Genomic DNA, 23,063 nt, shown 5'->3' on the forward strand with positions numbered 1-23,063 from the left:
CCCTACAATGATATAACGATTTTACCGCAAGTAAAGTTTCATTTCATCAGATTCCTACCAATTTACCTATCTTCCTTGTTGATGGAAACAATATATGAAGGGTGAGTTTCTCGCAAATTAACAACCCTGGCCTGCCAATTTCCCTGCGTCAAGACGGTCTTATACTCCAAGGATATGATAACCCGCATCGACATGAATCACTTCGCCGGTTATTCCTCTGGACAGGTGGCTTAACAAGAACATCGTGGCATCCCCGACCTCCTGTTGGTCAATATTTCTGCGGAGCGGCGCTCTAGCTTCTATTGTTTTCATTATTTCGTTAAAACCGGATACCCCTTTGGCCGCCAAAGTGCGGATGGGACCCGAAGATACGGCATTCACGCGGATTCCGTATTTGCCCAAGTCCTCCGCCAAATAGCGGACGCTAGCTTCCAAAGCCGCCTTGGCCACACCCATCACGTTGTAATTTGGAACGACCCGTTCCGCTCCGATATAGCTCTGTGTCACAATACTGCCGCCTTCCGTCATTAGAGGTCTGGCTTCGCGCGCAACCGCAACTAACGAATACGCGCTAGAGTTTTGCGCCAGCAAATAGCCCTCGCGGGAAGTATCGATATAATCTCCCTGCAATTCTTCTTTATCCGCATAAGCAATGGAATGAACGAGCCCATGGATGATTCCGGCTTCGCGCCTGATTTCCTGGAAGGCCTGCCTAAGGCTGTCATCATCGCCTGCATCGCAAGTGACCGTTGCCAGAGGTGAAATACCTTCGTTCTCCAACAATTGAACCAGCCTCTTATAGGACCTTTCCTTCCGGTTGGTAAAAATCAGATTGGCCCCGGCATCCCGCAGCGATTTGGCAATCCCCCAGGCAAGACTTCTTTCGTTGGCGACACCCATAATAACGATATTTTTTCCGTCCAGCAGTTTCATTACGTTCCTCCTTAATCCTATTGGAAGTATGATTTATGACGATGTATGGATAGCCAATATTTTATCTGCAAATTCCTCTCGAGCCGGGTTCAGCTCCGGCCTTTAGCCGGTATCGGACGGCACGGTCTGATCGCGTTTGCAAGTTAATCATCCCAGACTCCTTTTTATCAACTCCTCTCATTATACTTCATCCTGGTTATGCTGACATCCGGTTATTATTTATTCGCCAGGTCTTATCTGCCAATATTTCCGTTATAATCAAAAAAAAGAAGCGGTTCCCCGCTTCTTTCTTACATGTGGCTAAATCTTATTGCAGACCTTGCTTAACCCAGGAGGCTACCTGAACGGTTCTCTTCGCCTGATGCTTAATAGCTTCTTCCACGTTCTCGACGAAGTTGCCATTCTGATCTATCGTTACGCTCGTTCCGTACGGATTGCCTCCGGATGCGAAAATGACCGGATCCGTATAGCCGGGTGCAGCTACGATAGCTCCCCAGTGGTACATGCTGGTATAGAGGGAAAGAATGGTGGCTTCCTGACCGCCATGCGAATTCTGCGCAGAAGACATCGCGCTAACGACTTTATTGGCCAGCTTGCCATGGAACCAGAGCCCGCCGGTCTGATCGATAAACTGCTTCATCTGAGCGGCCATGTTCCCGAATCGGGTCGGCACGCTGAAAATAATCGCATCTGCCCATTCCAAATCCTCCAAGGATACCGTCGGTACGTCTCGGGTTGCATCCACATGCGCTTTCCATGCCGGATTAGAAGCTATGGCACTTTCCGGAGCCAACTCTTGAACCTTCAGCACCCGAACCTCCGCGCCCGCTTCTTTCGCCCCTGCTTCCGCCATCCGGGCCATCTTGTAGTTGGAGCCCGTGGAGCTGTAATAAATAATAGCTAATTTAACATTGGACATTGTGTATCTCTCCTTTAATAAATGTTTTTGTATCTTCGCAAGCAAAGGCTGCAGAATACAGGCGCTTTGCAATTGCATCAGGCAATCAATAAGCATGATACCTTTAATTCATGAAGCTTCAATTCATATATCTTGAATTCGAGATTATTATAAATGCCCATTCACCTTTTGTCAACTATTCTTCGATATTGTTCAATAAAGGAGCTGAATAAAGCTTATGTTTAGCCTTTCATAAAAGGATAAATATTATTCGGTCCAGTTCAGCCAACTTGCCAATAATTAAACAGCCTCTTCCTTCCGTATTCATGCAAAAACCCGGCACCGTCAGGCACCGGGTCTTCTTATTCTTTTTCCTTCAAATAGCCTTTGGCTACCGCGGAATGAATCAATTGTTGCGCGAATGACCATAGCTCCTCCGAACCTTGCTGCATATGCCGGTTATAATTCAGCACTTTATCGCTGGTGATTCCGTGCTTCTGCCACGAATATCCCTGTGTATAGTAATTATGAAGCATAGGCTGCAGCCGGTCCAAGGCAGCGGCATATTGGGATTCGGGGCTTTGCCGGTCTTCAAATTCACGCCATAGAGCGAAGAACTCGTCCCTCTGATCCTCCGGTAATAAGCCGAACAATCTGCGGGCGGCGGACAGCTCTCTCTCGTATTTATCTTCGTGACCTTTTTCGTCATAGGCGAAGGTGTCCCCCGCGTCAATTTCAACCAAATCGTGAATCAGCAGCATTTTGAGCACACGTAATAGATCCAGGTCCGGCTCATTAGCATGCTCTAACAGAAGAATGGCCATGACCGAAAGATGCCAAGTATGCTCCGCATCATTCTCTAACCGGCTTTTGTCCATCAGAACGGACTTCCGGTATACATTTTTTAATTTGTCGATTTCGACGATAAATTCAATTTGCTTGAGCAGCCTGTCGCTATTCATAAAGAGCCCCCTTTTGGTATCATTTTATCAATCCGCAGCCATGCCGGACAACTGCATAGATATTTTCTACTGTCTGCTCTGCATCCCGCCGTAAGCCGGCTATATCTTATTTCTAGGCGGGTCAAGCCTATCCCTGTTAAAAATCTTAAAAAACAGCATAAGTTTATTTATTTGCTGAGAGTTTCCTGCGAAAAATGCAAAAAAAGCAGCCCATAAAGAGCTGCTCTCTTATTAGAAAATATGCTGCCGCCAGCCTCTCAGCTTGGCCAGCGTTTCCACATAGAAATAGTCCCCATAGATTAAGCCGACGTTTACATTCTGATTCGCCGGACGATGGCCGGTTCCTTCGCGCAGGATCGGGTCGAACGCTTCGTCGTCGAAGGAAGCGTAATTTTCGGTTAACGACCGGATGATCCGCTCGGCTGCTTCTTTGTACAACCTGGCCTCTGTCTCCGGCAGGTGGCTGGCGATTTCCAGCAGCCCCGAAGCCGCGCAGGAGGCCGCCGATGTATCCCGCGGCTCCCCTTCCGGCTGATCGACCCGGAAATCCCACAGCGGGACATAATCTTCCTCCAGCGAAGCCAGGAAATAATGGGCAACCCGTTTGGCCCCGTTCAGATAGCGTTTATGCCCCGTATAACGGTAACAATTGGCCAAGCCGTACAGCGCCCAGGCCTGCCCCCGGCTCCAAGCGGATTGCGGGGCATAGCCTTGTCCGCCAAGACCTTCTATAAAATCCCCGTTTGCAGGGTCAAAGCTGACGATATGATAGACAGATCCGTCCTCTCTCATAAAATGCTTCAGCACCGTATCCGCATGGGCGCAGGCAATCTGTTCGAATCTCGGATCGGCAATTTCCCGGGAGGCCCAGAACAGAATGGACAGATTCATGCAGGAATCGATAATCGACCAGCCGGTTTTATCCTGATTCCAGGCCCGCAAGAACTGGCCGGCCAGATTAAATCTTCCGGCCAGGAAATTTGCCGCCTGCAGCCCTCTCCTGCGGCCATCCGTATCGCCGGTCAGCTTGAATTTCGCGACAGCTGTGGGCAAGAACTGGAACCCTACGTCATGATGCAGATTGGACTCCCTTACCATGCATTGCTCGATCCGCTCATCCCATGGCCATGCCGCTTCCCGGTAATGCTCCTTGCCGGTCATGTCGTACATTATCCAGAGCAGCCCCGGCCAGAATCCGGACGTCCACCAATCATGGCGCATGTCGTCGTAGCGGCCCTCTGCCGCTACGTGAGGCGATTTGTCCCCGATTTGAGCAATCATTCGGTCTACTTTCACTTCCAATTTTGTCCACAACGCGTTATAGTCCATGCACACAACCTCCTCAATAAATAGTTTATGTGATTAACTCAACTTTCACAGAGCGAAAATCCATTTTAAAGGTTTGATTTGACTGGCGGAATATAAGTTTGGATTAAGCGGTACACAAATAGAAAAACATTGCTTGTGGTGTCCTCCACCGTCTAACTGTATTTTATGTAGGTAAATTCAAGCGAATGGTGGAAAGTGATTAAAGCAAATGGAAAAACTACATTTAGAATGAAGGCGTTTTGCTGAAATCGCCTTTTTGTACAAACTAGCTGTAGTTTTTCCACTTAGCTTCCGTCTTTTGGCTCCGGAAGAGCAAACTAACTGTATGAAATCCAGTTAGACGCGCCATTCTGCGAGTAGACTGCTTGCACGGCACCAGCAGAAAATGAAAATAGACAGATTTTCAAGTTAAAACGCCCAAGTCGGAAAAGCGTCACCGGTACCGTCAAGCGGCACCGTCAGAAGAGTGAAAATTATCGAGACATAACCAAGTAAACGGTTCTATCGGTTCTATTTCATACGTGGAAAATCGGATCGTCTCAAACCGGCTGTCGTCCTGCTGCAATTGAATCGGCGAGACCGAATCACTGATTCGGTTCAGCAGTAAGCCGGACAAATGGCCTAATGAAGTCAAGGGTTACTTGGCAATTTCAAGCTGAGAAAGCTGAGTTATTATCCTTTGACCGATCCGCTGGCCAATCCTTCAATGAACGATTTATTGGTCATGAAGTAAACGATAAGGATAGGGATAATTGAAATCATGGATCCCGCCAGCATCAAATGCCATTCGGCCGCTGCGTTAGACGAATATTTCAGAGAGATGACTCCGACTGTCAGCGGTCTCAGATCCGGAGTGTTCATCGTAAAGATCAGCGGAAGCACATATTGGTTCCAGGAATCCCGAAACGCGAACAATCCGACTACGCCCAGCCCTGGAAGCAGCAGGGGCAGAATGACCCTCCAATAGATTCCGAAAAACCCGCAGCCGTCAATGGTGGCCGCTTCGTCCAATTCTCTCGGAATCGATTTGACAAACCTCTCCAACAAGAAAATATTAAAGGGCAAGTGAGTCCCTACGAAGATTAGAATGATACTCCACAAAGATTTGTGAAGCGCCACCTCTCTCATCATATCATAGAGAGGGCGGAAAGTAATGGCACCAATGGAAATAAACATGGTAGCCGCCAGGATGGCCATAATGGCCCCGCGTCCCGGAAATTGCCGGCGTCCTAATGCATATGCGCCCATGGAGCAAACCAGGATGGTCAATGCGGTGGAGAGCACCGAAATAAAGATGCTGTTCCAGGTATAACGGGCGAAATTCCCCCGGTTCCAGGCCTCCAGGTAATTCTCCCAGTGCCACTCCTTGGCAAAGATATTAGTGCTGCCCAATAGCTCGAAATTCGTCTTGAACGAACCGAAGAAAGAAAACAGCACCGGATACAGCGTAAACAAAACCATAACTAGCAACAGTGCCCAGATCACTATTCGGGAAACCAGCTTTCCCACCGAGAAAGAAGAAGGCAGACGTTCCGTTCTTGCAGTCATATAATCACCGCCTTTAATACTCATTATTAGATTTGCGCGACAGGTACAAATAAAGACAGGTAATGGCTCCGACAATCATGGCCGCGACAAAACCGGCGGCCGCGCCATATCCGTACTGCTGTACGACAGGCTCTCCTTCCGATACCGGGAAGAACAGTTTATAGATGTACAGGTACATCACTTCTGTTTTGCTCGCCGGGCCTCCGGCTGTCAGAACCATAATGCTTTCGTACCCTTTCAGAGTATTGACGATGGCCAACATGACTATAATTTGCATGACCGGACCGAGCATCGGAATAGTGATTTTGAAAAATTGTTGAATTTTCGTAGCGCCATCCAAAGAGGCGCTTTCATACAGATCCTTCGGAATTCCCTGCAGCCCGGCCAGGAACAGAACCATGTAATTTCCGACTGCCCCCCAAATCGCCACAATAATGGCCGTCAGCATGGAATATTTAACTCCGAGCCATTCGATCGGCTGCTGAATGATTCCGAGCGAAATCAATGTGTTGTTGATAATTCCGTTATAAGAGTTGAACATCAAATAGAAAACAAGGGATATAACCGCCGCACTAATGATAGTCGGCATGAAGAAGATCGCCCTCAGAGAGTTCCGGGCAAATATTTTCTGATTCAGGATAACGGCAAGAATCAGGGATAACGGCAAGGTGACAATCAGCTTGCCGCCTGCATAAACAAGTGTATTCCATACCGAGTTCCAAAATTGGGCGTCCCGCGTAAACAATCGGACGAAGTTATCGAAGCCGATGAAGGTCGCCTCGGTAAATCCGTCAAAATCGTAGAACATATATTTGAATGCCCAAGCCAGCGGATAAATGGAAAACAGGGCAAGCAAAACCACACAGGGCAAAATCATTAAATATGGTCCGGAGTATTCCTTCCATTTCTTGCGTATTGCGCTCATCGCTCGCGTCCCTCCCCGGGTTCGAATCATAGCGAAAGCCGCTCTCAGTGATGATATAGATCGGGAGAGCGGCTTTCTCTTAAGTGCTGCAGGACCGTTTACTTAATCGAGCTTCTTGGGTCGAAATCCGGAATAATGACTCTCTTGACTTTCCCATTCTTCTCCTCGTTGTCCAGGTCCGTATTATATTGCTTCGTTAAATCTTCAATGGCTTTATCCAAGGGAATGACGTTCAGAATCGATTCCGCAATGACATTCTGCCATGCCTTCCCTTCCACTTTATGAGTAACATAAGCCGGCCAGATCGCATCGTCTTTCGGGGCAAATCCATTGAAGTTCTTCAACGTGGGCTCCTTCGCCTTTTCCAGAACGCTCGGAACGACGCTGATTCCCTTACCCTGCTCATAATACGGCACCAATACATCGTCACTGTACATATATTCCATGAATTTCCAAGCGGCTTCTTTGTGCTTTGTCTTAGCGGACATATACAGCCAGTTGCCGCCGCCATTAATATAGTTGGCTCCCTTAGGCTCGTTGCCGTCAATCGTCGGCACCTGAGCTACGTCCCAGTCCACTTCGGTCGGGAATTGGGAATCATACACTCCAGGCTCAGCAGAAAGTGAGAAGTACATGCCGATTTTACCGGAAGCAAACTGATTGCGCAGCGGGTCGATGTCCAGCGACTCGAATCCCGGAAGAATGCTTTGGTTATCTGCCATTTTCTTAAACGCTTCCACATATGGTTTTACTTTGGCAAAATCGTATTTGCCGGTTTTCCAGTCATAATAGTCGTCACCGTTGATCCGCATGAGCGGGATCAAGCTTCTTTCGAAGGCGGCCGCCGGATTTTTCATATTAATTCCGAATCCGTAAGCCCCTTCATCCTTGCCGGCTTCCGTAATCTTCTTGGCATAATCGACCAGCTCATCCAAGGACTTGGGAGGCTCCGTCAGACCGGCTTTGGCAAACAAGTCTTTGTTATAGATCAAACGGAAGGTTGAACCATAGTTAGGCAGGCTGTAGATTTTACCGTCCAAATAATTGACCCGGTCAATCTGTAAATTCTCTTCGCCGAAACGGCTTTTCATCTCCGGAGTCAAGAACTCGTCCAAAGGCTGAATCGCATTCATCTTGACCAAATCTTCAAACTTCAGCTTCATTTTCGCATTGAAAATATCCGGAGCCTCGTCCGACTGAATCGCCGTTTGCAGAGCCTGCTCATAGTTTTCGGTCATAATCTGGAAATCGATTTCAATATTGCTGTCATTTGTTTCGTTAAAATGCTTGATTTTGTCTTGAATCAGGTCCGCGTCATGGCGGGCATTGGTCCAGAAAGTCAGTTTAACCTTCTCGGAACCTCCCCCCGAAGCGTTATTATCCGGATCCTTCGACTGACCGCAAGCCGTTGTCACTAGCGCAGCCAGCAGAACGGCGGATGTCAGCTTAATAACCCCCTGCTTATTCATGGCTTTTACCTCCTTGATGGCTAACATTGAACCTCTATATGTCCAGTATAAATTTTGTTTCGGTTACACGTTAGGGAGGCAATTTTCAGCCTGAGGGGGGATATTTTTAACCTTCCCCCCAAGACTGTCCCGTTTCAGACTCTCTATATTCGGAAGGCGTCATTCCCGCTTTTTTCTTGAAAATTTCGCGGAAATATTTGCGGTCATAGTAGCCCAGCCGTTCAGAGATTTCATAGATTGGCATAGCCGTATTCTTCAGCCAATCTTTGGCCTTCTCTATTTTCGTGTCGGTCACATATTCCGTGAAGGTGGACGAGGTTTCCTTCTTGAACAAGCCGCTCAAATAAGTAGGGCTGACTTTCACATAGTCCGCTACAGAAGATAGAGAGAGCGGTTGAAGAATATTTCTCTGGATGAACTCCTTCGCCTGGTCCACGAGATGCTTGGACCCGGATTGAATCGATTGGTTAACCAGCTGTGACGACTGTGCGACCCACTCCACAATCCGTTCGCGTAATTCGTTCAGATTGGCTGACTCGCAAGCCTCGTACTTTAGCTTCAACGCTGCGGCGGGTTCCTCTTCCTGCAGCCCGAGCTCGGCCAAGTTCCGGCTAAGCGCGGTCACGAGCTGGAAGCAGGCAAACCGGAATTGCTGAGGCGTTCCTTCCTCGGGCTTCAGCTCACGGATAAATTGCTGGACCGCGTGCTCCACCTGATCAGTTTGCCCCCGCCGTACAATCGCTATGATCTCCTTCTCCCGTGAGGAAGGGTAGTCGGTATGGTTCGTTCGGTAGTGCATCAGATCTTCATAATGGATGACCAGATTGCGGTCGAAGAAGTAGACATGATCGATCGCCTCCATGGCTTGCCGGAAGGCTTCCGGCAGTTGGTTCAATTCCCGGCATAAGGAGCTGACGCCGACGGTAACCGTAAGCTTCGAATTCTGCTCGACCGCTTGGCGGCATTTCTCGGCCAGGCCGACAAGCTGCTCCTTAACCTGTTTCTCCAGAAGAATGGAATCATAGTTTACCAACAGCACCAATCGGTCCCATTCGGGAAAGAAGGCAATTCCCTGCCCCCATTCCTTCACGCAATCCTCAACGATGTTCTCGACGATAAACCGCGACAACTCTACCTCCTCGATGGAGGTATGGGTAATTTCCGCAAAATCGTCTATGGAGAAGCACAGAAATCCGATCGAGTGAGGCTCAAGCGGTATTTCCGCGAATTCCCATTTATCCTTGAAGCGAACCGGCCGGTCATGTTGGAAATGAATCATTTCATTCAAATATTGCTGTCTTAAGGCGGGAAGGCTTCGTTTAATTTTTTGCTGGAAAATGATTCTCTGCTCTGCCTGGGCTTGCTGTCTCCGTAAATCCTGCAGCACTTTGCCGATAATCCCGGTCAGCTCCTCAATATTGACCGGTTTGAGAACATAATCGGAAGCGCCCAGCGCAAGTGCCTGTTTGGCATAATCAAATTCTTCATAGCCGCTCAGGACAATATAACGAATTGGCTTATCGGCATTCTTCAGCCTCTCCATCAATTCAATACCGTCCATATTGGGCATCCGGATATCGGTAATGATCAGATCGGCCTGGAACGACTGCTGCTTGGCCCAGGCTTCCCTGCCGTCCATTGCGGTCTCCACCTCGGATACCTCCAGACGCTCCCACGGAACATGCTTGCGAATCCCCTGAACGACACTTTCCTTATCATCTACCAAGAGAACTTTCATCTTCTACGTCTCCATTTCCGTGGCTTCCATCGTGATTTCGATAACCGTTCCTTCTCCCAGAGTGCTTTCGACCCGGAAGGAAGCCCGTTCCCCGAATGCATACCACAGCCTCTCCCGAACATTGGCTATCGCATAGCCCTGACGGGGCGGCTCCTTGTCCTCACCTGCCGGAGTAACTTCGCCGTTTGCAGCGGAGGGCGTCTCGGGGAAAGCCTGATTTTTCCCAGATAATGGCTCGTTAAATCGCGTAACCCATTCGGGCTTTATTCCGCTGCCGTTGTCCTCTACCCGCAGCCTTACCCGACGGGGTTCAATCCACTCGCTGGAGACGGTAATGCGGTAATCGTTATAGTCATTTGCGTTGAAGGCATGGAGCACGCTGTTCTCTACTAGCGGCTGCAGAATAATTTTCGGCATGCGGAACGGCTTCGTCCTGTCGTCCGTCTGTATCACATATGAAAATTGCCGCCGGTATTGGACGTTGACGAGCTTTAGATACTGCTCCACATGCTCCATCTCCTTCGCTACGGTCGTCATTTCCTCCCCTTGATTCAGACTGAGGCGGAAGAATCGCGATAACGACAGGATAATCTCACTCGCGGAGGAATCCGGGGCGTCCAATGTTTTCCAATAGATTTCATCCAAGGTGTTGTACAGGAAGTGAGGATTAATTTGTGCTTGCAGAGCCCTCATTTCCGCCTGCCGCTTCGCCTGGCTTTCCTCTACCACCTGTTTAAGCAGCTGCTGAATTTGCCGGATCATATCATCGAACCGGTTGCCGAGCTGACCGATCTCGTCCTCGTACTCGGATTCAAAACGAACGTTCAGATTTCCATCCTTGGCCCGATTCATAAGCCTCTGCAGCTTTCTCAGCGGATTCATCACCCAGCGGGCGATCCAACGGATGAAGACGAACGATAGAATTAGCAGAATACCGGTCAGCATGAAGGTAAAGTATTTAATGTAGTTAATCTCCTTAAGCAGCTCATCCTTCGGCTGTACGAGCACGGCGTTCCATCCGGCGAAAGGAACCGGCTGATGACTAACGAGAAATTCTTGGCGTCCCACCTTCCATTCGAAAGATCCGGGATTAAGCTGGAATTCCTCGGCTTGAATACTTTCCAGGAAAGGTTCGGCGAGCTCGGGCGATGACATCAGAATAGGCTTGCCTGTCTCGTCCATGATCAGTGAGAAGCCTTCCGGAACTAGATTAATATTTCTTAAATTGGCCATAAACCGGTTGGCGGAGAGCGTGATGACCAAATAATTGTCCTGCTCCAGATAGCTGATATCCAGCACAGGCCGGGTGACGAGCGAGATCACTTCCCCACGTCCGGCGAACAGAGGATCTTCCTCGGCATAGACCCACTGATTGGTGCTTTCGTTACGTATCGCCTTGTAATAGGGCGTATCCTTGAAGGAAGCGGCCTTCCTCTCATAGGGAAGTCCTTCATAGAATTCGCCTTTGGGCGTGTACATGTAAATGGAACGGATAGTCGGCGAGGCCAGACGGGTCTGTGAGAACAGCGCGAACATTTCGTTGAATACAACCCAGCCGTTCACATCCAGCTTGCCGTCCGCCCAGTAAAGCGCCGTCTTCATCTCATCGCTCGCATTCATCCAATAGAGCTTATCGCTTATATTCTTCAGCTCATTGTTCATGTATCCGCTGAGCTGGCTGACGGTCTGATCCGCCGCGTTATACGCGTACCGTTCGAGGATACGGGCCGCCTGGGAGTAAGAGAACATACCGGTCAGCGGAACCGCCAGCACAATGACGATGGAGGTCATAATAAAGACTTTGCTCTCCAATCTTGCGTTCCGAAACCGCCTCTTCAGCCTCTCGATGATCTTTCTCATGTCGCATTTCCTCCCGGTTAGCTTCACAGCAGCTGCTTCTCTAATGGCCTGGGGCTATCCTCTTATTTATCGTCCCTCTGGCGGAGGCCTTTTAAACCGTCCAGCCCGGAAGTCTAGCAAATGATCGTCCGCTCTGCACCAATTCGCGCCAAGCTGCGGCTTCCCAATTCCCGTTTATCCGCATGACGTTCGGTGATGCTGCGGAACCTCGAGCCAGGTTCAAGCTATCCTGCCCCTTGGCCGCGTATTACCCAATATCTGGGCGCCGTTAACATATGGACGAAAGACATGCGTAAGTGCATGTCTTTTCTTTACCACATTAGAAAGTTTAAGTTCATTAAAGCATTAAAATGGAACAACTTTCCAATTGGCATAAAAAGCTTCCTTTAAAACCGGGTTATTCGTCTTCGAAGAGGCTCCGTTAGGAGCTTTTTTTATACGATCATCCGACAACTCTTGGGAAGTCCTATATTTCCACAAAAACGGTCGGTATTCCGTCTACTGCGGCACTGACTACCGAGCGACCTCCTTGCGGATCGACAAGGATGGCTGCCCGACCGCCGGCCAATTGCAAATAACGTGATCCGAGAACCGTTCCTCTATTGTCTAACAGCTTTCCGTCCCCGGCAAGTCCAAAGCGGACGAATAGGTTCGCATCCGGACAATAGACCCCGTTGCGGTCGTATACGCGCACCTCTACCTTCATCAATCCATCCTCTAAGCGGTTTGCGGACAGAACTGCACTTGCCGGCTGCTCCCATTCTTCCGTCTGATAGACGAAACGAATTTCATCGGCCACCTGCGCTCCGTTCTTGATGCCTACCGCCCGCACTTCGTTTTCCCCTTCCGCAAGCTCCACTTCCCAGCGAAGACCGGCACATGGAAAATCCTGCGCATCCCGTTTGCGGACGCCGACGCTCTGTCCGTTGAGGAACAATTCCGCCTGCTCGCAATTGGAATAGACTTTAATGAGCTTCTTCTCGCCCGGCTGCCCCCAACGAATGGCCTCCGAATGATTGTATACGCGGATCATCGGCTTCTCGGACCAATACGATTGGAAAACGTAATACGCCTCCTTCGGCGTTAAATCCCGCTGGACGACCCCCTTCATATTCAGGTAAGGGATAGGGGAATCCGGCCGGACAGGAGTAGAGAAGTCTTTAAACGCCCATTGGGCCGCCCCGGTCAGCCAATCCATCTGAGTCTGGCTTTTCAAATACCAGTCGATCATATCGCAGAAATAAGTTTCCGACCAATCTCCGAGGCTCGATACGCGAGGGTCGCCTCCCTGCAGGAAATAATCCCCGTCCCGCTCATCCGTCCCGTCTCCGGTCTTGATTTCACTGAAGCCGGTATAAGGAGCCTCTACATGGCGTCCGGCCATATTGTCGGCGCCCCACTCCAGATGCAGGAAGCGGTCGGTTCCTTCGAAGCCCGCCCGGCTGGACGCTTCATATTCGGGATAAACTCCGCGGTACCAGCCCGCCCAGATGGAAGGTGAGTAGACGTCAATAATATCCTTGCAAAATTCACAGCGTCGAATCCCGGTCACCCGGCTGTCATCCAGCTCGTGGGACAGGTCATGCAGCTCTTTCATAAAGCGGCGGATTTCCTCTTCATCGAACGTATCGAAATCGCTCTCCCAGTCGTTCTCGTTCCCAAGCCCCCATACAATGACCGACGGGTGATTGTAATGCTGCTCGATCATCGCTTGGAGCATGTCCCGGCACTGCTGTCTGTAAGCTTCTCCGCCGATTCCTCCCCTGCACCAGGGAATTTCCTCCCAGACCAGCAGGCCAAGCTCATCACACAGCTCCAGTACAATCCGCGATTGCTGATAATGGCCCAGACGAATGAAGTTGGCGCCCATCTCTTTGATCAGCTTCATTTCGCTCCTGATCATATCCTCGGTCATAGCCGCGGCCACTCCGGCAAAATCTTCATGCCGATGGGTTCCGCGAAGCAGCAGCCTCTCTCCGTTCAGAAGGAAAGGGCCTTGCTTCACGAATTGGAACGTACGGATTCCGAACCGTTCCGCATGGCTGGTTTCCCACGCCTCCTCGCCCGTTGCTCCATGCATAACCACTTCACAGCTATAGAGCTCCGGATGGTCAGGGGACCATCTCTTCACGTCCGTCAGCTCAAGAGTTGCAAGGTCCTTCCAGCCTTGCCACGCTTCGGCAGTCCATTCCTGCTGATGAACCGCATGTCCATCCGGATCGCGAACGACCAGACTCAAGCGAACGGATTGGCTGCGCTTCAGCGGATTATATAGCTTCGCTCTTACGGTTATTTCCGCGTTATTCTCTGACTGTACCTCGGTAGCGATATGCACATATTCGAAGGAAATCTCGGGTACATAAACGAGATTCAAATATCGGTAAATTCCGCCGTACAAATTAAAATCGCTGATATCGGAAGGAATGGTCTCGAGATCGCGGGTATTATCGCATTGAACGGCCACCGGAACTTTATTGCCAAACAGCTCCTTGTACTTTCCCTCAGCCATTTGCTCCGTCAAATCCACCTTGAATTCGTCATACCCTCCGACGTGCCTCGCCACCTGTTCGGTGTACAGATATACCTCGGTATTCTGGCCCGCCCCTTCAAAATGAAGCAGCGTTCTTCCATTCGGATAAGGATTATCTACCTCGAGAAGAGTTCTGTACCATCCCGGTCCTTGATAATAGAGCACATCCGGATCTACCGAATCTTCTCCATTAAAGCAATGAGGCAGTTCCACTGCAGACCACGGCACATTATAATGATTGTTAAGCTTGTAGGCGCGCCAGACTTCCCAGACGCCCCCCAAACTTCCCCGATAATGCTCCCAGCCGTTACTTATCCGTTTAGTTTTCATAGCAGCCTCCCTATCTTTCGTATATCATTAATCATAGCAAAAACCCCCCGCTGTCATTTACGGGAGGTTATGATAAAATGTTGTTAATTTACGATTGATCAAGGGGAGTTACGATTCGATGAAGCTGGCCAACTATTTGAATCTGAACAATCGTCCTATTCAGCTATCACTGTATCTTAACCGGACAGAGAGCTTTCGGGAAATCATTCATTCCCATCAGGGAATTGAGCTCCTATATGTCCATGAAGGAGCCGGAAGGGTCGTTATAGAGCAACAATTAATCGATATCGTCCCTGGGACGCTGCTGTGCTTCCGCCCCTATCAGCTCCATCATGTGAGAATGAATACGGGGCAGGGACAATCGTATATCCGCTCCATGTTCTTGTTCGAGCCTTCCACCCTCAGCCAATATCTTACTCCCTTCCCTTCCATTTACCAATTTTCGTTATATATTTGGAAGGATCCTTACGCGGTACAGGTTATCCGGCATCCGAACAAGGAGGAGGCCGACCGGCTGCTGCAAAATTACAATTTTAGGCTGGCCGACCAATCGTCTCAAGATGCGACCGAAGAAAATGCGCTGCTGCTCATTTCATTTCTTCATTACTTGAAGCCGATTTGGGAAAGCCAGTCCAAGGCCCACGCCCACCCGTCAATGACCGTCTCCGCCCATATCACCGCCATGCTGCAATGGATCGAGGAGCATTACGCTTCGGAATTCCAGTTATCCGAATTGGCCCAGGCCGTTCATCTGTCGCCAAATCATGTCTCCTACCTGTTTCGCAAGGAAACCGGCAGCAGCCTTACCGAATATTTGACGGCCCGAAGAATGAAGCAGGCTTGCTTGCTGCTGCGCACCAGCTCATTGACCGTGCAGGAAATCGGTAGCCGGGTCGGCTTTGACAATTTCTCTTATTTCTGCCAGCTTTTCAAGAAAAAGATGGGCATTACTCCACTGCAATACCGTTCCCAGCGGGGATAGGAGCGAGGATGGGCCTTCGGTGCAACCTTCCTGAATTTCAAACAGAAAGGAGATTTTTAGTAATGCCGGATTGGTCTTATCAGACATTGTTTCGTCCGTTGCTCTTTCGTCTACCATCTGCCGCTGCCAGGGATTTCACCTTACGAGCCATGGGCGGCTTAAGCCGAATACCCGGCGGTTCCTTTATTATCCGGACGCTGGGACATATGGAGCTGCATCCTATGCTGCGCAGCGATAGATGGGGGATCCGTCTGTCTTGTCCCGTCGGATTAAGCGGAGGACTAGACCCCTGTGGCACGGCGCGCCAAGCTCTTTCCCAATTCGGCTTCGGATACATAGAAATTGGGCCTGTCAGCGTTCGCCCGATTGCGGACCCCCGGCCGATCCTTCGGGATGTGGCTCAAGAAGCTATCCATTATCCGGATGCTTATGTAAATATCGGTTTGGATGAAACGGTTCGGCGGTTAAGCAAGGAACGGGGGCGCAGGCTGCCTTATCTGATCCGAATAGCTCATCATGCCGGGGCCGATCCGGAGCAAGCGATTAAGGAGTATCTTCAGTTGATGGATCAATTGGCCCCCTATGCAGCAGGTTTCGTAGTGGATGCCATCGATATGGATTGGAAGCCCGAACAAATAAACAGCATGCTCCAATCGATCCGCGAAGCGGCTCGAACCCGCTATCCGGATAAGCCCCTGCTGCTCTATCTTCCTCTCGATTCCTCTCCTTCCCTATGGGATGAGCTGTGTTCTCAAGATCATTCGGCACAGTGGGACGGAATAACTATAGGGGATTTCATCCGGACAGAAGAGGGGGCTGTTATCGGACGGAATGGCAAAGCTGATTGCCTAGCCAAAATCCGAATGATTCGTGATACGTTAGGTCCCTCTATTCCGATTCTTGCCGCTGCCGGAGTCCATGAACCGCAGGATGCCTTGGACCTGTTGGGGGAAGGTGCGGACTATATTCAGCTTCACAGCGGGCTTGTCTATTCGGGTCCGGGCTTGCCCAAGCGAGTGAACGAAGCGATTCTTTACAAGCGTACGGTCCTTTCCCCCGATCCGGGCCCGTTCTCCTTTTGGCGCAATTGGGGTTGGATGTGTCTGTTGGGGCTGGGAATGGTTCTGGGAGGTGTTCTGGCCTGGATCATTGCTGCGACTACCGTTATACTGCCTTACGACGAAGCTTTCCTTGGGATGGACCCGCTCTCGCTCTCCCTTATTAACGAAAGGTTGCTTTATTTCATGTCTCATGACCGGATCACCTTGGCCGGCACGATGATTTCTATCGGCATTCTATACGGGATGCTCGCCCGGTTCGGTCTGCGCTGCGGCCATCATTGGGCCAAAACAGCTTTGGCCACATCCGGAATCATCGGGTTCGGCAGCTTTTTTCTGTATCTTGGATATGGCTATTTCGACCCGCTTCATGCTGCGGCAGCTATTATTCTATTCCCTATGTTCATTCTCTCCATGCGTGGCCGTGCGGATCGCCCATCGCGACAAGAACCCAATCTCCGGAATGATCGGGCCTGGAGACTGGCTCAGTGGGGGCAGTTGATGTTCGTTGTGCTTGGTTTTGCTCTGGCACTGGGAGGATTGGTCATCGCCGGGGTTGGAATCAGCTATGTGTTCGTCCGAGAGGATTTGGCTTATTTATGCATGACTCCGGAAATGATTTCCCAAATTAATGACCGGCTAATCCCGCTTATCGCGCATGATCGTGCCGGCTTCGGAGGAGCTTTATTATGCGATGCTGCCGCTATTACTATCATAGCTCTATGGGGAATCAATCAAGGGGAACGCTGGATCTGGTGGACGCTGCTGCTCGGGGGACTTCCGGGATTTGCAGCCGGCTTTGGCGTCCATATTGCTATCGGTTACACTGATTTGCTTCATTTGTCCCCGGCGATATTCGCCTTTCTATTATATATTGCCGGGCTTATCCTGCTGTATCCCTACTTGATGGGAGCCCGGGGCTCATCAATCGTCCGAACGAAAGTGCAGCATCGCGGTTAATTCGGTTAAAATCCATCAACGTCCGGCCTTACCAACCGACGAGATTCAACCGACACAACAGTTTAAGATTCCGAAAAAAAAGAGCGAGGCTAGCGGTCAAGTTCCGACCTAACACTCGCTCTTTTTCTTGTTTTTTTATTTCGTCATCCAGTCCTGAATTTGCCAAATATTGGTGACCCACTCTTCGTAAAACTCCGGTTCGTGCGATACCAGCAGGACCGTTCCTTTATAGCTGCAGAGCGCTTCCTTGAAGGCTTCCTTGGAGCGCGTATCCAGATGGTTGGTCGGTTCATCCAGGACAAGAACATTGCTTTCCGTCAGCATCAGTTCGCATAAGCGCACCTTGGCCTGCTCCCCGCCACTTAAGGCGCAAAGCGGCTGCCGGATATGCTTATCCGTCAGACCGGACTTGGCCAACGCCTGGCGGATCGCTTTATTCGTCAAATCCGGCCTTAGCGCTCCCAGCCGTTCAAGTGCTGTTTGGGCCGAAGCTGGCGACTCCTGGGCGAAATAGGCGGCTTTAACTCCTTCGCCAAGCTGCATGGTACCGCTGTATGGCTGCAGAAGCCCGAGCAAGGTTTTCAGCATCGTCGATTTCCCAATGCCGTTATGGCCGGTAATCGCGATTTTGTCGCCGCGCATGACCCGAAGATCAACGGGGGCAAATAACGGCTCCGTATAGCCGATCTGCAGCTGCCTCGCCTCCAGAATCCGACTCGACGGTTCCGAGAATACCGCGAATGAAAAGCGTGGCCTCGGCCCTGGCGCCGGTTTGTCCATTCGTTCCATTTTTTGCAGCACCTTTTCCCGGCTCTTCGCCTGCTTCGCCTTACGGTTCCGGTTCTTCTGAATGAAGCTCTCCAGTCTGGCCACTTCTCTCTGCTGCCGATTGTACGCTTGCATAAGCTGCAGCCTGCTCTGCTCATAGCTTGCCAGGAAGGCGGAATAATTACCCGTATAGCGCTTGATGGTCTGATGGTCCAGATGAAAAATGGTCGCCGTCACTTCGTTCAGAAATCTCTCGTCATGGGAGACCACCAGATAGGCATGCTCATAGCCTTTCAAATAGCCGGTAAGCCATTCGATATGGGGCGCGTCCAAATAATTGGTCGGCTCATCCAGCAGCAGGACATGCGGCTCCTGCAGCAACAGCCGGCCCAGCAACAGCTTGGTTCTTTGGCCGCCGCTGAGCTTCTCGACATCGCGGTCCATGCCCAGCTCCATAATACCCAATCCGGCCGCAACCTCTTCTATTTTTGCCTCCAGTGCATAGAATCCGGAATGCTCCAGCTGATTCAGCAGCTCTCCGTATTGAATCAGCTGCTGCTCCGCATCCTCCGAAGAAGAAGCCATTTGCTCCGCCAGCTCCTGCATCGCTGCTTCGATTTCATAAAGCCGGGCGAAGGCTCCCTGCAAAAATTGCCTGATGGTTGTTCCCGCTTGCAAATCCACATGCTGCTGCAGATACCCGATATTCGCATGCGGATGCCATTCCACCTTCCCTTGATCGGGAAGCAATTCTCCCGCCAAAATTCGCAGCAGGGTCGATTTGCCGGCGCCATTGCTGCCGACCAGCCCCGCATGCTCGCCTCTTAACAAACGAAAGCCAATCTTTTGAAACAACATCTTATCCCCGAACATATGGGACAAGTTTTCCACCGATAGCATACTCATTGTATTCTCTCCTTTTCGCTTCGCTTTCGAAGCCAACCGGGAGAACTACAAGGATAAAGATCGTATTCGATTCATATCTCATTCTATAAATTTGATTCTTCGAACTACGCGCAAGCTTCATGCTCACAGCAAATAAAAAATGGGCAAGGCGAACTCCACCTTACCCATCGAAATATCGTCTGTGGGAATAAGGAATAGGTTCTTTATCTCCTGTTCTTCGGTTGGCGTAACCTTAAAAATGGGCAGACTTCTCCCGTCTTAAGCCAAATCCCGAATGAGAACAGTCGACAAAAAGAACATTATCCTTTCCACCTCATAATAAAAAAATATACAATCCCATGCTTGGAGTATACCCAACTCATTCCTCTTTTGTCAAGAATCGTATAGGATTCCTCAGCATTTCGGGGATATTTCAAGCCTTCGCCTACATTATTCCTGAAGAGGGAGCCCGTAAAGCCGCCATGGCTTGTATCCGCCAAAATATTGGCACAGGCCGGGCTCGGCAGCTACCGGCCTAACGGTAAAGTCGGCTGCCTCCCCCTTCGGATAAAGAACCGCTTCCTCCCCTTTACGAAGATCAAGCTCTATGATTCCGTCTCCGCATGGCTTGATCACAAGCGGACGGTCGCTGTCCACGGCGATGCCGTCGACCGGCCAATCGGTCCGGATTCTGCAGGGCTCGCCCGCTAGACTCTCCACCCGGACCCACTGCGTCCGGCTTCCCCGCCGTTCGGCGCTGACCAGGAAGGCCCCCTCGGCCCTCAAATGATGAAACACGGCCGCATCCCATTCATCCGGCACTGCGGGAAATACGCGGATTACTCCTCCCCAGCTTTGCAGGAGCAGGTCATGAATGGCCTCCGCCCCGGCGAGCGGCGATTCGATTACCGGACCGGCCTCCCGGTACATCGTATTCGGCTTGATGAGATGCATCAGCGTATGCAGGTAACGCAGCGCTTCGCTTCCGCTGCCCAATATGGCGGCAACGGAGGCCGCCCCCGTAAAGCTGAATCCGCGCAGATCTCCCTCCCGGCCGATCCAGTGGCGCAGTGTCCGCCGGATCTTGTCTTTATCCTCCTCCGTCTCCCCGATGAGATGAAGCGGGAAAGCTGCCAACAGATGGCTGAAATGTCTATGGCCGAATTCCATAGGAGTGTTCTGACCGATCAGAAATCCCTGCTGTTCGTCATAAGGATAAGGAGCTAGCCTGTCCAGTACTTCCTCCCAGCGATCGGACAGCTCATCCTCAATGGATAAGCGGTCGCAGATCGCAAGCAGCGTTGTACAGCCCCAGCGCAGCAAAGCCAGGTCATAATGACAATTCCTGACCGTCAGCCGCTTGAACGAGCCGTATTCCGGAGATATGGTCGGAGGCATATGGCAATGGCCATCCTCCCCTTCTTCCAGGATATGCAAGTAATAGTTGACGCTTCTCCGTAAGAGCGGATAGAGCAGGGTTCGCAGCATTTCGTCGTCCATTGTCGCCCGGTAATGCCTCCAGACGCTGTGAAGAAGCCAAGTCAAGTTGCCGACTTCGTCCTCTACGTTGCTGGCCAGATCGTAGCTGCAGCTCCGGCCCAAGCCGGCCGAATCGTACCGGTAGGGCTCGGGAACGTTGCGGATCAATTGTTCCCGGCTGCGGTCGAGCGCGTTGAGGAGAGATTGGCCGATATCGAGCCGATTGGATGTATAAACCGGCGAATAGCTCATCTGCACATTCATATTGAACCAAACCCCGGGCCAAGGCGTAGTCGTCAGCCAAGGCCCCTGATTATCGATAATGAGACGGTGGGCTCTGGTCGCCGATGCGAGCTTGTACATTTGAATCCAGTAGAACCCTTCCAATCTAGTATCCGGAATCGAAACGAAGCTCAGCGGATAATAATGATGCCACCAGCTGCGATGAGTCACGGCATAAGCTTCTACCGATCGGTTACTAGCGGATTGAATGCTGCCGACCGCTTGCTGAATGTCGCTTTCTCCCGCTCCTCCGGCGACGGTCAAGTACAAGACGCGATGATCGGAAGCCGGCCGCTTCTCTTTCCAGGCGGTCAGACAGCCTTCTCCGGACGGATAGGTTTGCTTTCCCCATTGTACTCCTTCCCGCTCGCCAAGCTGCACATCCGTCTTGGGAAGATACTGGTTGAAATTGATCCCGTCCGCATTTTTGAGTACCGGATCAACATCGGGGTACGCATACCACTGAAACCTCGCGTTTCTTTCTCCCGAAGAGGTATGCAGCTCAATCAGCAGTATGTCTTCCTCTTCCTCGCTATGGATAAACGCCCGCAGCCGGACTTCACCCTTCGTTGTCGGAAGATGGGCCCGCAGCTCGGCATTCCACAGATCCAGCCGGATATCCGCCGGCTGATAAATCATTCCTTCCAGCTCCAGATCAAGCTCCCCGATCGGAACCCGTGGAGGAAAGCCGCCGCCATCGGCTCTTTGAACCGTAACATCCGTACGTCCAAGCACGAAACGGAGCACATTCCGCTTGCTTCTGTGCTCCTCGCCGTAAACCATCGCACCCAGCAGTCCGTTGCCGATAAAGGCTCCCTCGTTCCACGACAGCGGTCGGACACTCCAGGTCATGTCATGGCGGGACAAGAATTCCGCCCAATCTGTCTCCACCTTTACTCTTCCTCTGCCATTCCAAGTCATCGGCACATTTCTCCTCGCCCGATATATTTTGATATACTCTGCTAAAGGACCTGACCTTTATTATGTCAGATAAAGATTTCACCCATGTGAAGCTTTGTTGCCGCCGACCGACGATACGGCTGCTTATTCGCTTGCGATCGGAATCACCATATTCCACGTCTCGGTGGCGTCGTAGAACCCTCTGGTTCCATTGGACGTTGCCGCGAACAGATGGGTCGGCTTTCCATCCTGGAATAGCAGGAACGGCCTTTCCAGATTGCCCATCAGCCTCGTCTGACCGTCATCCCACAATATTCGGCGCGAATAAGCCTGCGGCTCTTCCGCCAGCCTCCAGTCGAGACCGTCCGGGGAATAGGCGTGGATCCCCCCGTACTTCTCTCCGCACACATGACCCTCCATATCTTTGGCTATCATCTCGTAACCGGCCGGAGTTTTCCAAATGAAGGGGTCTTCCAGATGGAATTTCTCCGGAGGGAAAACCGGATGCTCGCTAACGACCTTGTACGGTCCGTTGTAATGGGCGGCGCGGGCGCTTCCCAGCGTCATTTTGCCATGGGTATTACCTTCGTATCTCCTCGCTTTATAAATAAGCAAAACCGAGCCGTCCTCATGGACGCAAGGAGCCGGATTGGACGTCAGGAAGCTGTCGAATTTGCCCGGGCGGGTGGACAGAATGGGCATATCCTTTCTTTCCCATGGCCCGAAGACGCTTCTGGACGTCGCCAACCCGATTCGTTTGTTGGCACGGCCGACAATGCAGCGCGGATCGTCCAAGCCCAGAGGGCCCCCCGGTTCGGGGTCGGCCAACGGATGGGTTGAACCCATGTAGTACAACAGATAAGTATCCCCATGCTTCGTAATATGGGGGTTGTGAGTGCTTCTTCCATCCCAGTACTCGGCACCGCGTGCCGGCAGTACGACCTCTTGAAATTGATAAGGCCCTTCCGGAGTATCCGATACGGCCCGAACGATCTCTGATGCGACAATCCAGCCGGGGTGCATAGGAAGCGACTTCGGCCACCTTGACGCAAACAGGTGATATTTGCCGTCTTCCCCCCGGATGACAGAACCGCACCATACCCAATAACCTTCCATTCTGAAGCCTCCGTTCACAGGGGCGGGAAGCAATTTGTTATACATTCCGGTTGTCCTCCTTAAAAGCATATAGTTCTATATCGGTCATTGTCGAATTTGGCGGCAACATCA

General features: G+C 51.0%; 15 protein-coding genes. 2 read left to right on the forward strand and 13 right to left on the reverse strand.

What is annotated here, in order from left to right:
* Positions 1 to 159: 159 nt before the first annotated feature.
* From fabI to ACFQ03_RS07640, 10 genes are all read right to left on the reverse strand, one after another.
* The gene (fabI, locus tag ACFQ03_RS07595; protein ID WP_144932754.1) at positions 160 to 933 is read right to left on the reverse strand and encodes an enoyl-ACP reductase FabI; all 774 of its coding nucleotides are present in this window, start codon (positions 931 to 933) and stop codon (positions 160 to 162) included.
* A gap of 307 nt (positions 934 to 1,240) precedes the next feature.
* Positions 1,241 to 1,852, reverse strand: a complete 612-nt coding sequence (gene wrbA, locus ACFQ03_RS07600) for an NAD(P)H:quinone oxidoreductase (protein WP_144932752.1) — start codon at positions 1,850 to 1,852, stop codon at positions 1,241 to 1,243.
* 341 nt (positions 1,853 to 2,193) lie between these two features.
* Positions 2,194 to 2,793, reverse strand: a complete 600-nt coding sequence (locus ACFQ03_RS07605; RefSeq protein WP_144932750.1) for an HD domain-containing protein — start codon at positions 2,791 to 2,793, stop codon at positions 2,194 to 2,196.
* A 231-nt stretch (positions 2,794 to 3,024) separates the two neighbouring features.
* A complete protein-coding gene (locus ACFQ03_RS07610) occupies positions 3,025 to 4,122 on the reverse strand; it encodes a glycoside hydrolase family 88 protein (protein ID WP_379287223.1) in 1,098 nt (365 codons plus the stop codon).
* 672 nt (positions 4,123 to 4,794) lie between these two features.
* Positions 4,795 to 5,670, reverse strand: coding sequence for a carbohydrate ABC transporter permease (locus ACFQ03_RS07615; RefSeq protein ID WP_144932746.1), 876 nt, complete (start codon positions 5,668 to 5,670; stop codon positions 4,795 to 4,797).
* Positions 5,671 to 5,683: 13 nt separating this feature from the next.
* Positions 5,684 to 6,595: a carbohydrate ABC transporter permease gene (locus ACFQ03_RS07620; protein ID WP_144932744.1), complete on the reverse strand. Its 912-nt coding sequence runs from the start codon at positions 6,593 to 6,595 to the stop codon at positions 5,684 to 5,686.
* A 98-nt stretch (positions 6,596 to 6,693) separates the two neighbouring features.
* Positions 6,694 to 8,064: an ABC transporter substrate-binding protein gene (locus ACFQ03_RS07625; protein WP_379287225.1), complete on the reverse strand. Its 1,371-nt coding sequence runs from the start codon at positions 8,062 to 8,064 to the stop codon at positions 6,694 to 6,696.
* Positions 8,065 to 8,170: 106 nt separating this feature from the next.
* Positions 8,171 to 9,802, reverse strand: a complete 1,632-nt coding sequence (locus tag ACFQ03_RS07630; RefSeq protein ID WP_379287226.1) for a response regulator — start codon at positions 9,800 to 9,802, stop codon at positions 8,171 to 8,173.
* Positions 9,803 to 9,805: 3 nt separating this feature from the next.
* Positions 9,806 to 11,662, reverse strand: coding sequence for a cache domain-containing sensor histidine kinase (locus ACFQ03_RS07635; RefSeq protein ID WP_144932738.1), 1,857 nt, complete (start codon positions 11,660 to 11,662; stop codon positions 9,806 to 9,808).
* A 466-nt stretch (positions 11,663 to 12,128) separates the two neighbouring features.
* On the reverse strand, positions 12,129 to 14,522 hold the full coding sequence (locus ACFQ03_RS07640; protein ID WP_379287228.1) for a glycoside hydrolase family 2 TIM barrel-domain containing protein: 2,394 nt from the start codon (positions 14,520 to 14,522) through the stop codon (positions 12,129 to 12,131).
* Positions 14,523 to 14,640: 118 nt separating this feature from the next.
* Between ACFQ03_RS07640 and ACFQ03_RS07645 the strand changes: the two genes are divergently transcribed.
* Positions 14,641 to 15,504, forward strand: a complete 864-nt coding sequence (locus ACFQ03_RS07645) for an AraC family transcriptional regulator (protein ID WP_379287230.1) — start codon at positions 14,641 to 14,643, stop codon at positions 15,502 to 15,504.
* A 62-nt stretch (positions 15,505 to 15,566) separates the two neighbouring features.
* Complete coding sequence (locus ACFQ03_RS07650; protein WP_379287232.1) at positions 15,567 to 17,522, forward strand: hypothetical protein; 1,956 nt, start codon at positions 15,567 to 15,569, stop codon at positions 17,520 to 17,522.
* A 135-nt stretch (positions 17,523 to 17,657) separates the two neighbouring features.
* Here ACFQ03_RS07650 and ACFQ03_RS07655 read toward each other — a convergent pair whose 3' ends face one another.
* The 3 genes from ACFQ03_RS07655 to ACFQ03_RS07665 form a co-directional block, all read right to left on the reverse strand.
* On the reverse strand, positions 17,658 to 19,196 hold the full coding sequence (locus ACFQ03_RS07655; RefSeq protein ID WP_379287234.1) for an ABC-F family ATP-binding cassette domain-containing protein: 1,539 nt from the start codon (positions 19,194 to 19,196) through the stop codon (positions 17,658 to 17,660).
* A gap of 429 nt (positions 19,197 to 19,625) precedes the next feature.
* Positions 19,626 to 21,857 carry a glycosyl hydrolase family 95 catalytic domain-containing protein gene (locus ACFQ03_RS07660; protein WP_379287236.1) on the reverse strand — a complete coding sequence of 744 codons (2,232 nt, stop codon included), beginning with the start codon at positions 21,855 to 21,857 and terminating at the stop codon, positions 19,626 to 19,628.
* Between the two features lie 123 nt (positions 21,858 to 21,980).
* Positions 21,981 to 22,997, reverse strand: a complete 1,017-nt coding sequence (locus ACFQ03_RS07665) for a glycoside hydrolase family protein (protein ID WP_379287238.1) — start codon at positions 22,995 to 22,997, stop codon at positions 21,981 to 21,983.
* Between the last annotated feature and the right edge of the window lie 66 nt (positions 22,998 to 23,063).

It is taken from the genome of Paenibacillus residui, assembly GCF_042677205.1.
Classification (GTDB): Bacteria; Bacillota; Bacilli; order Paenibacillales; family NBRC-103111; genus Paenibacillus_L; species Paenibacillus_L residui.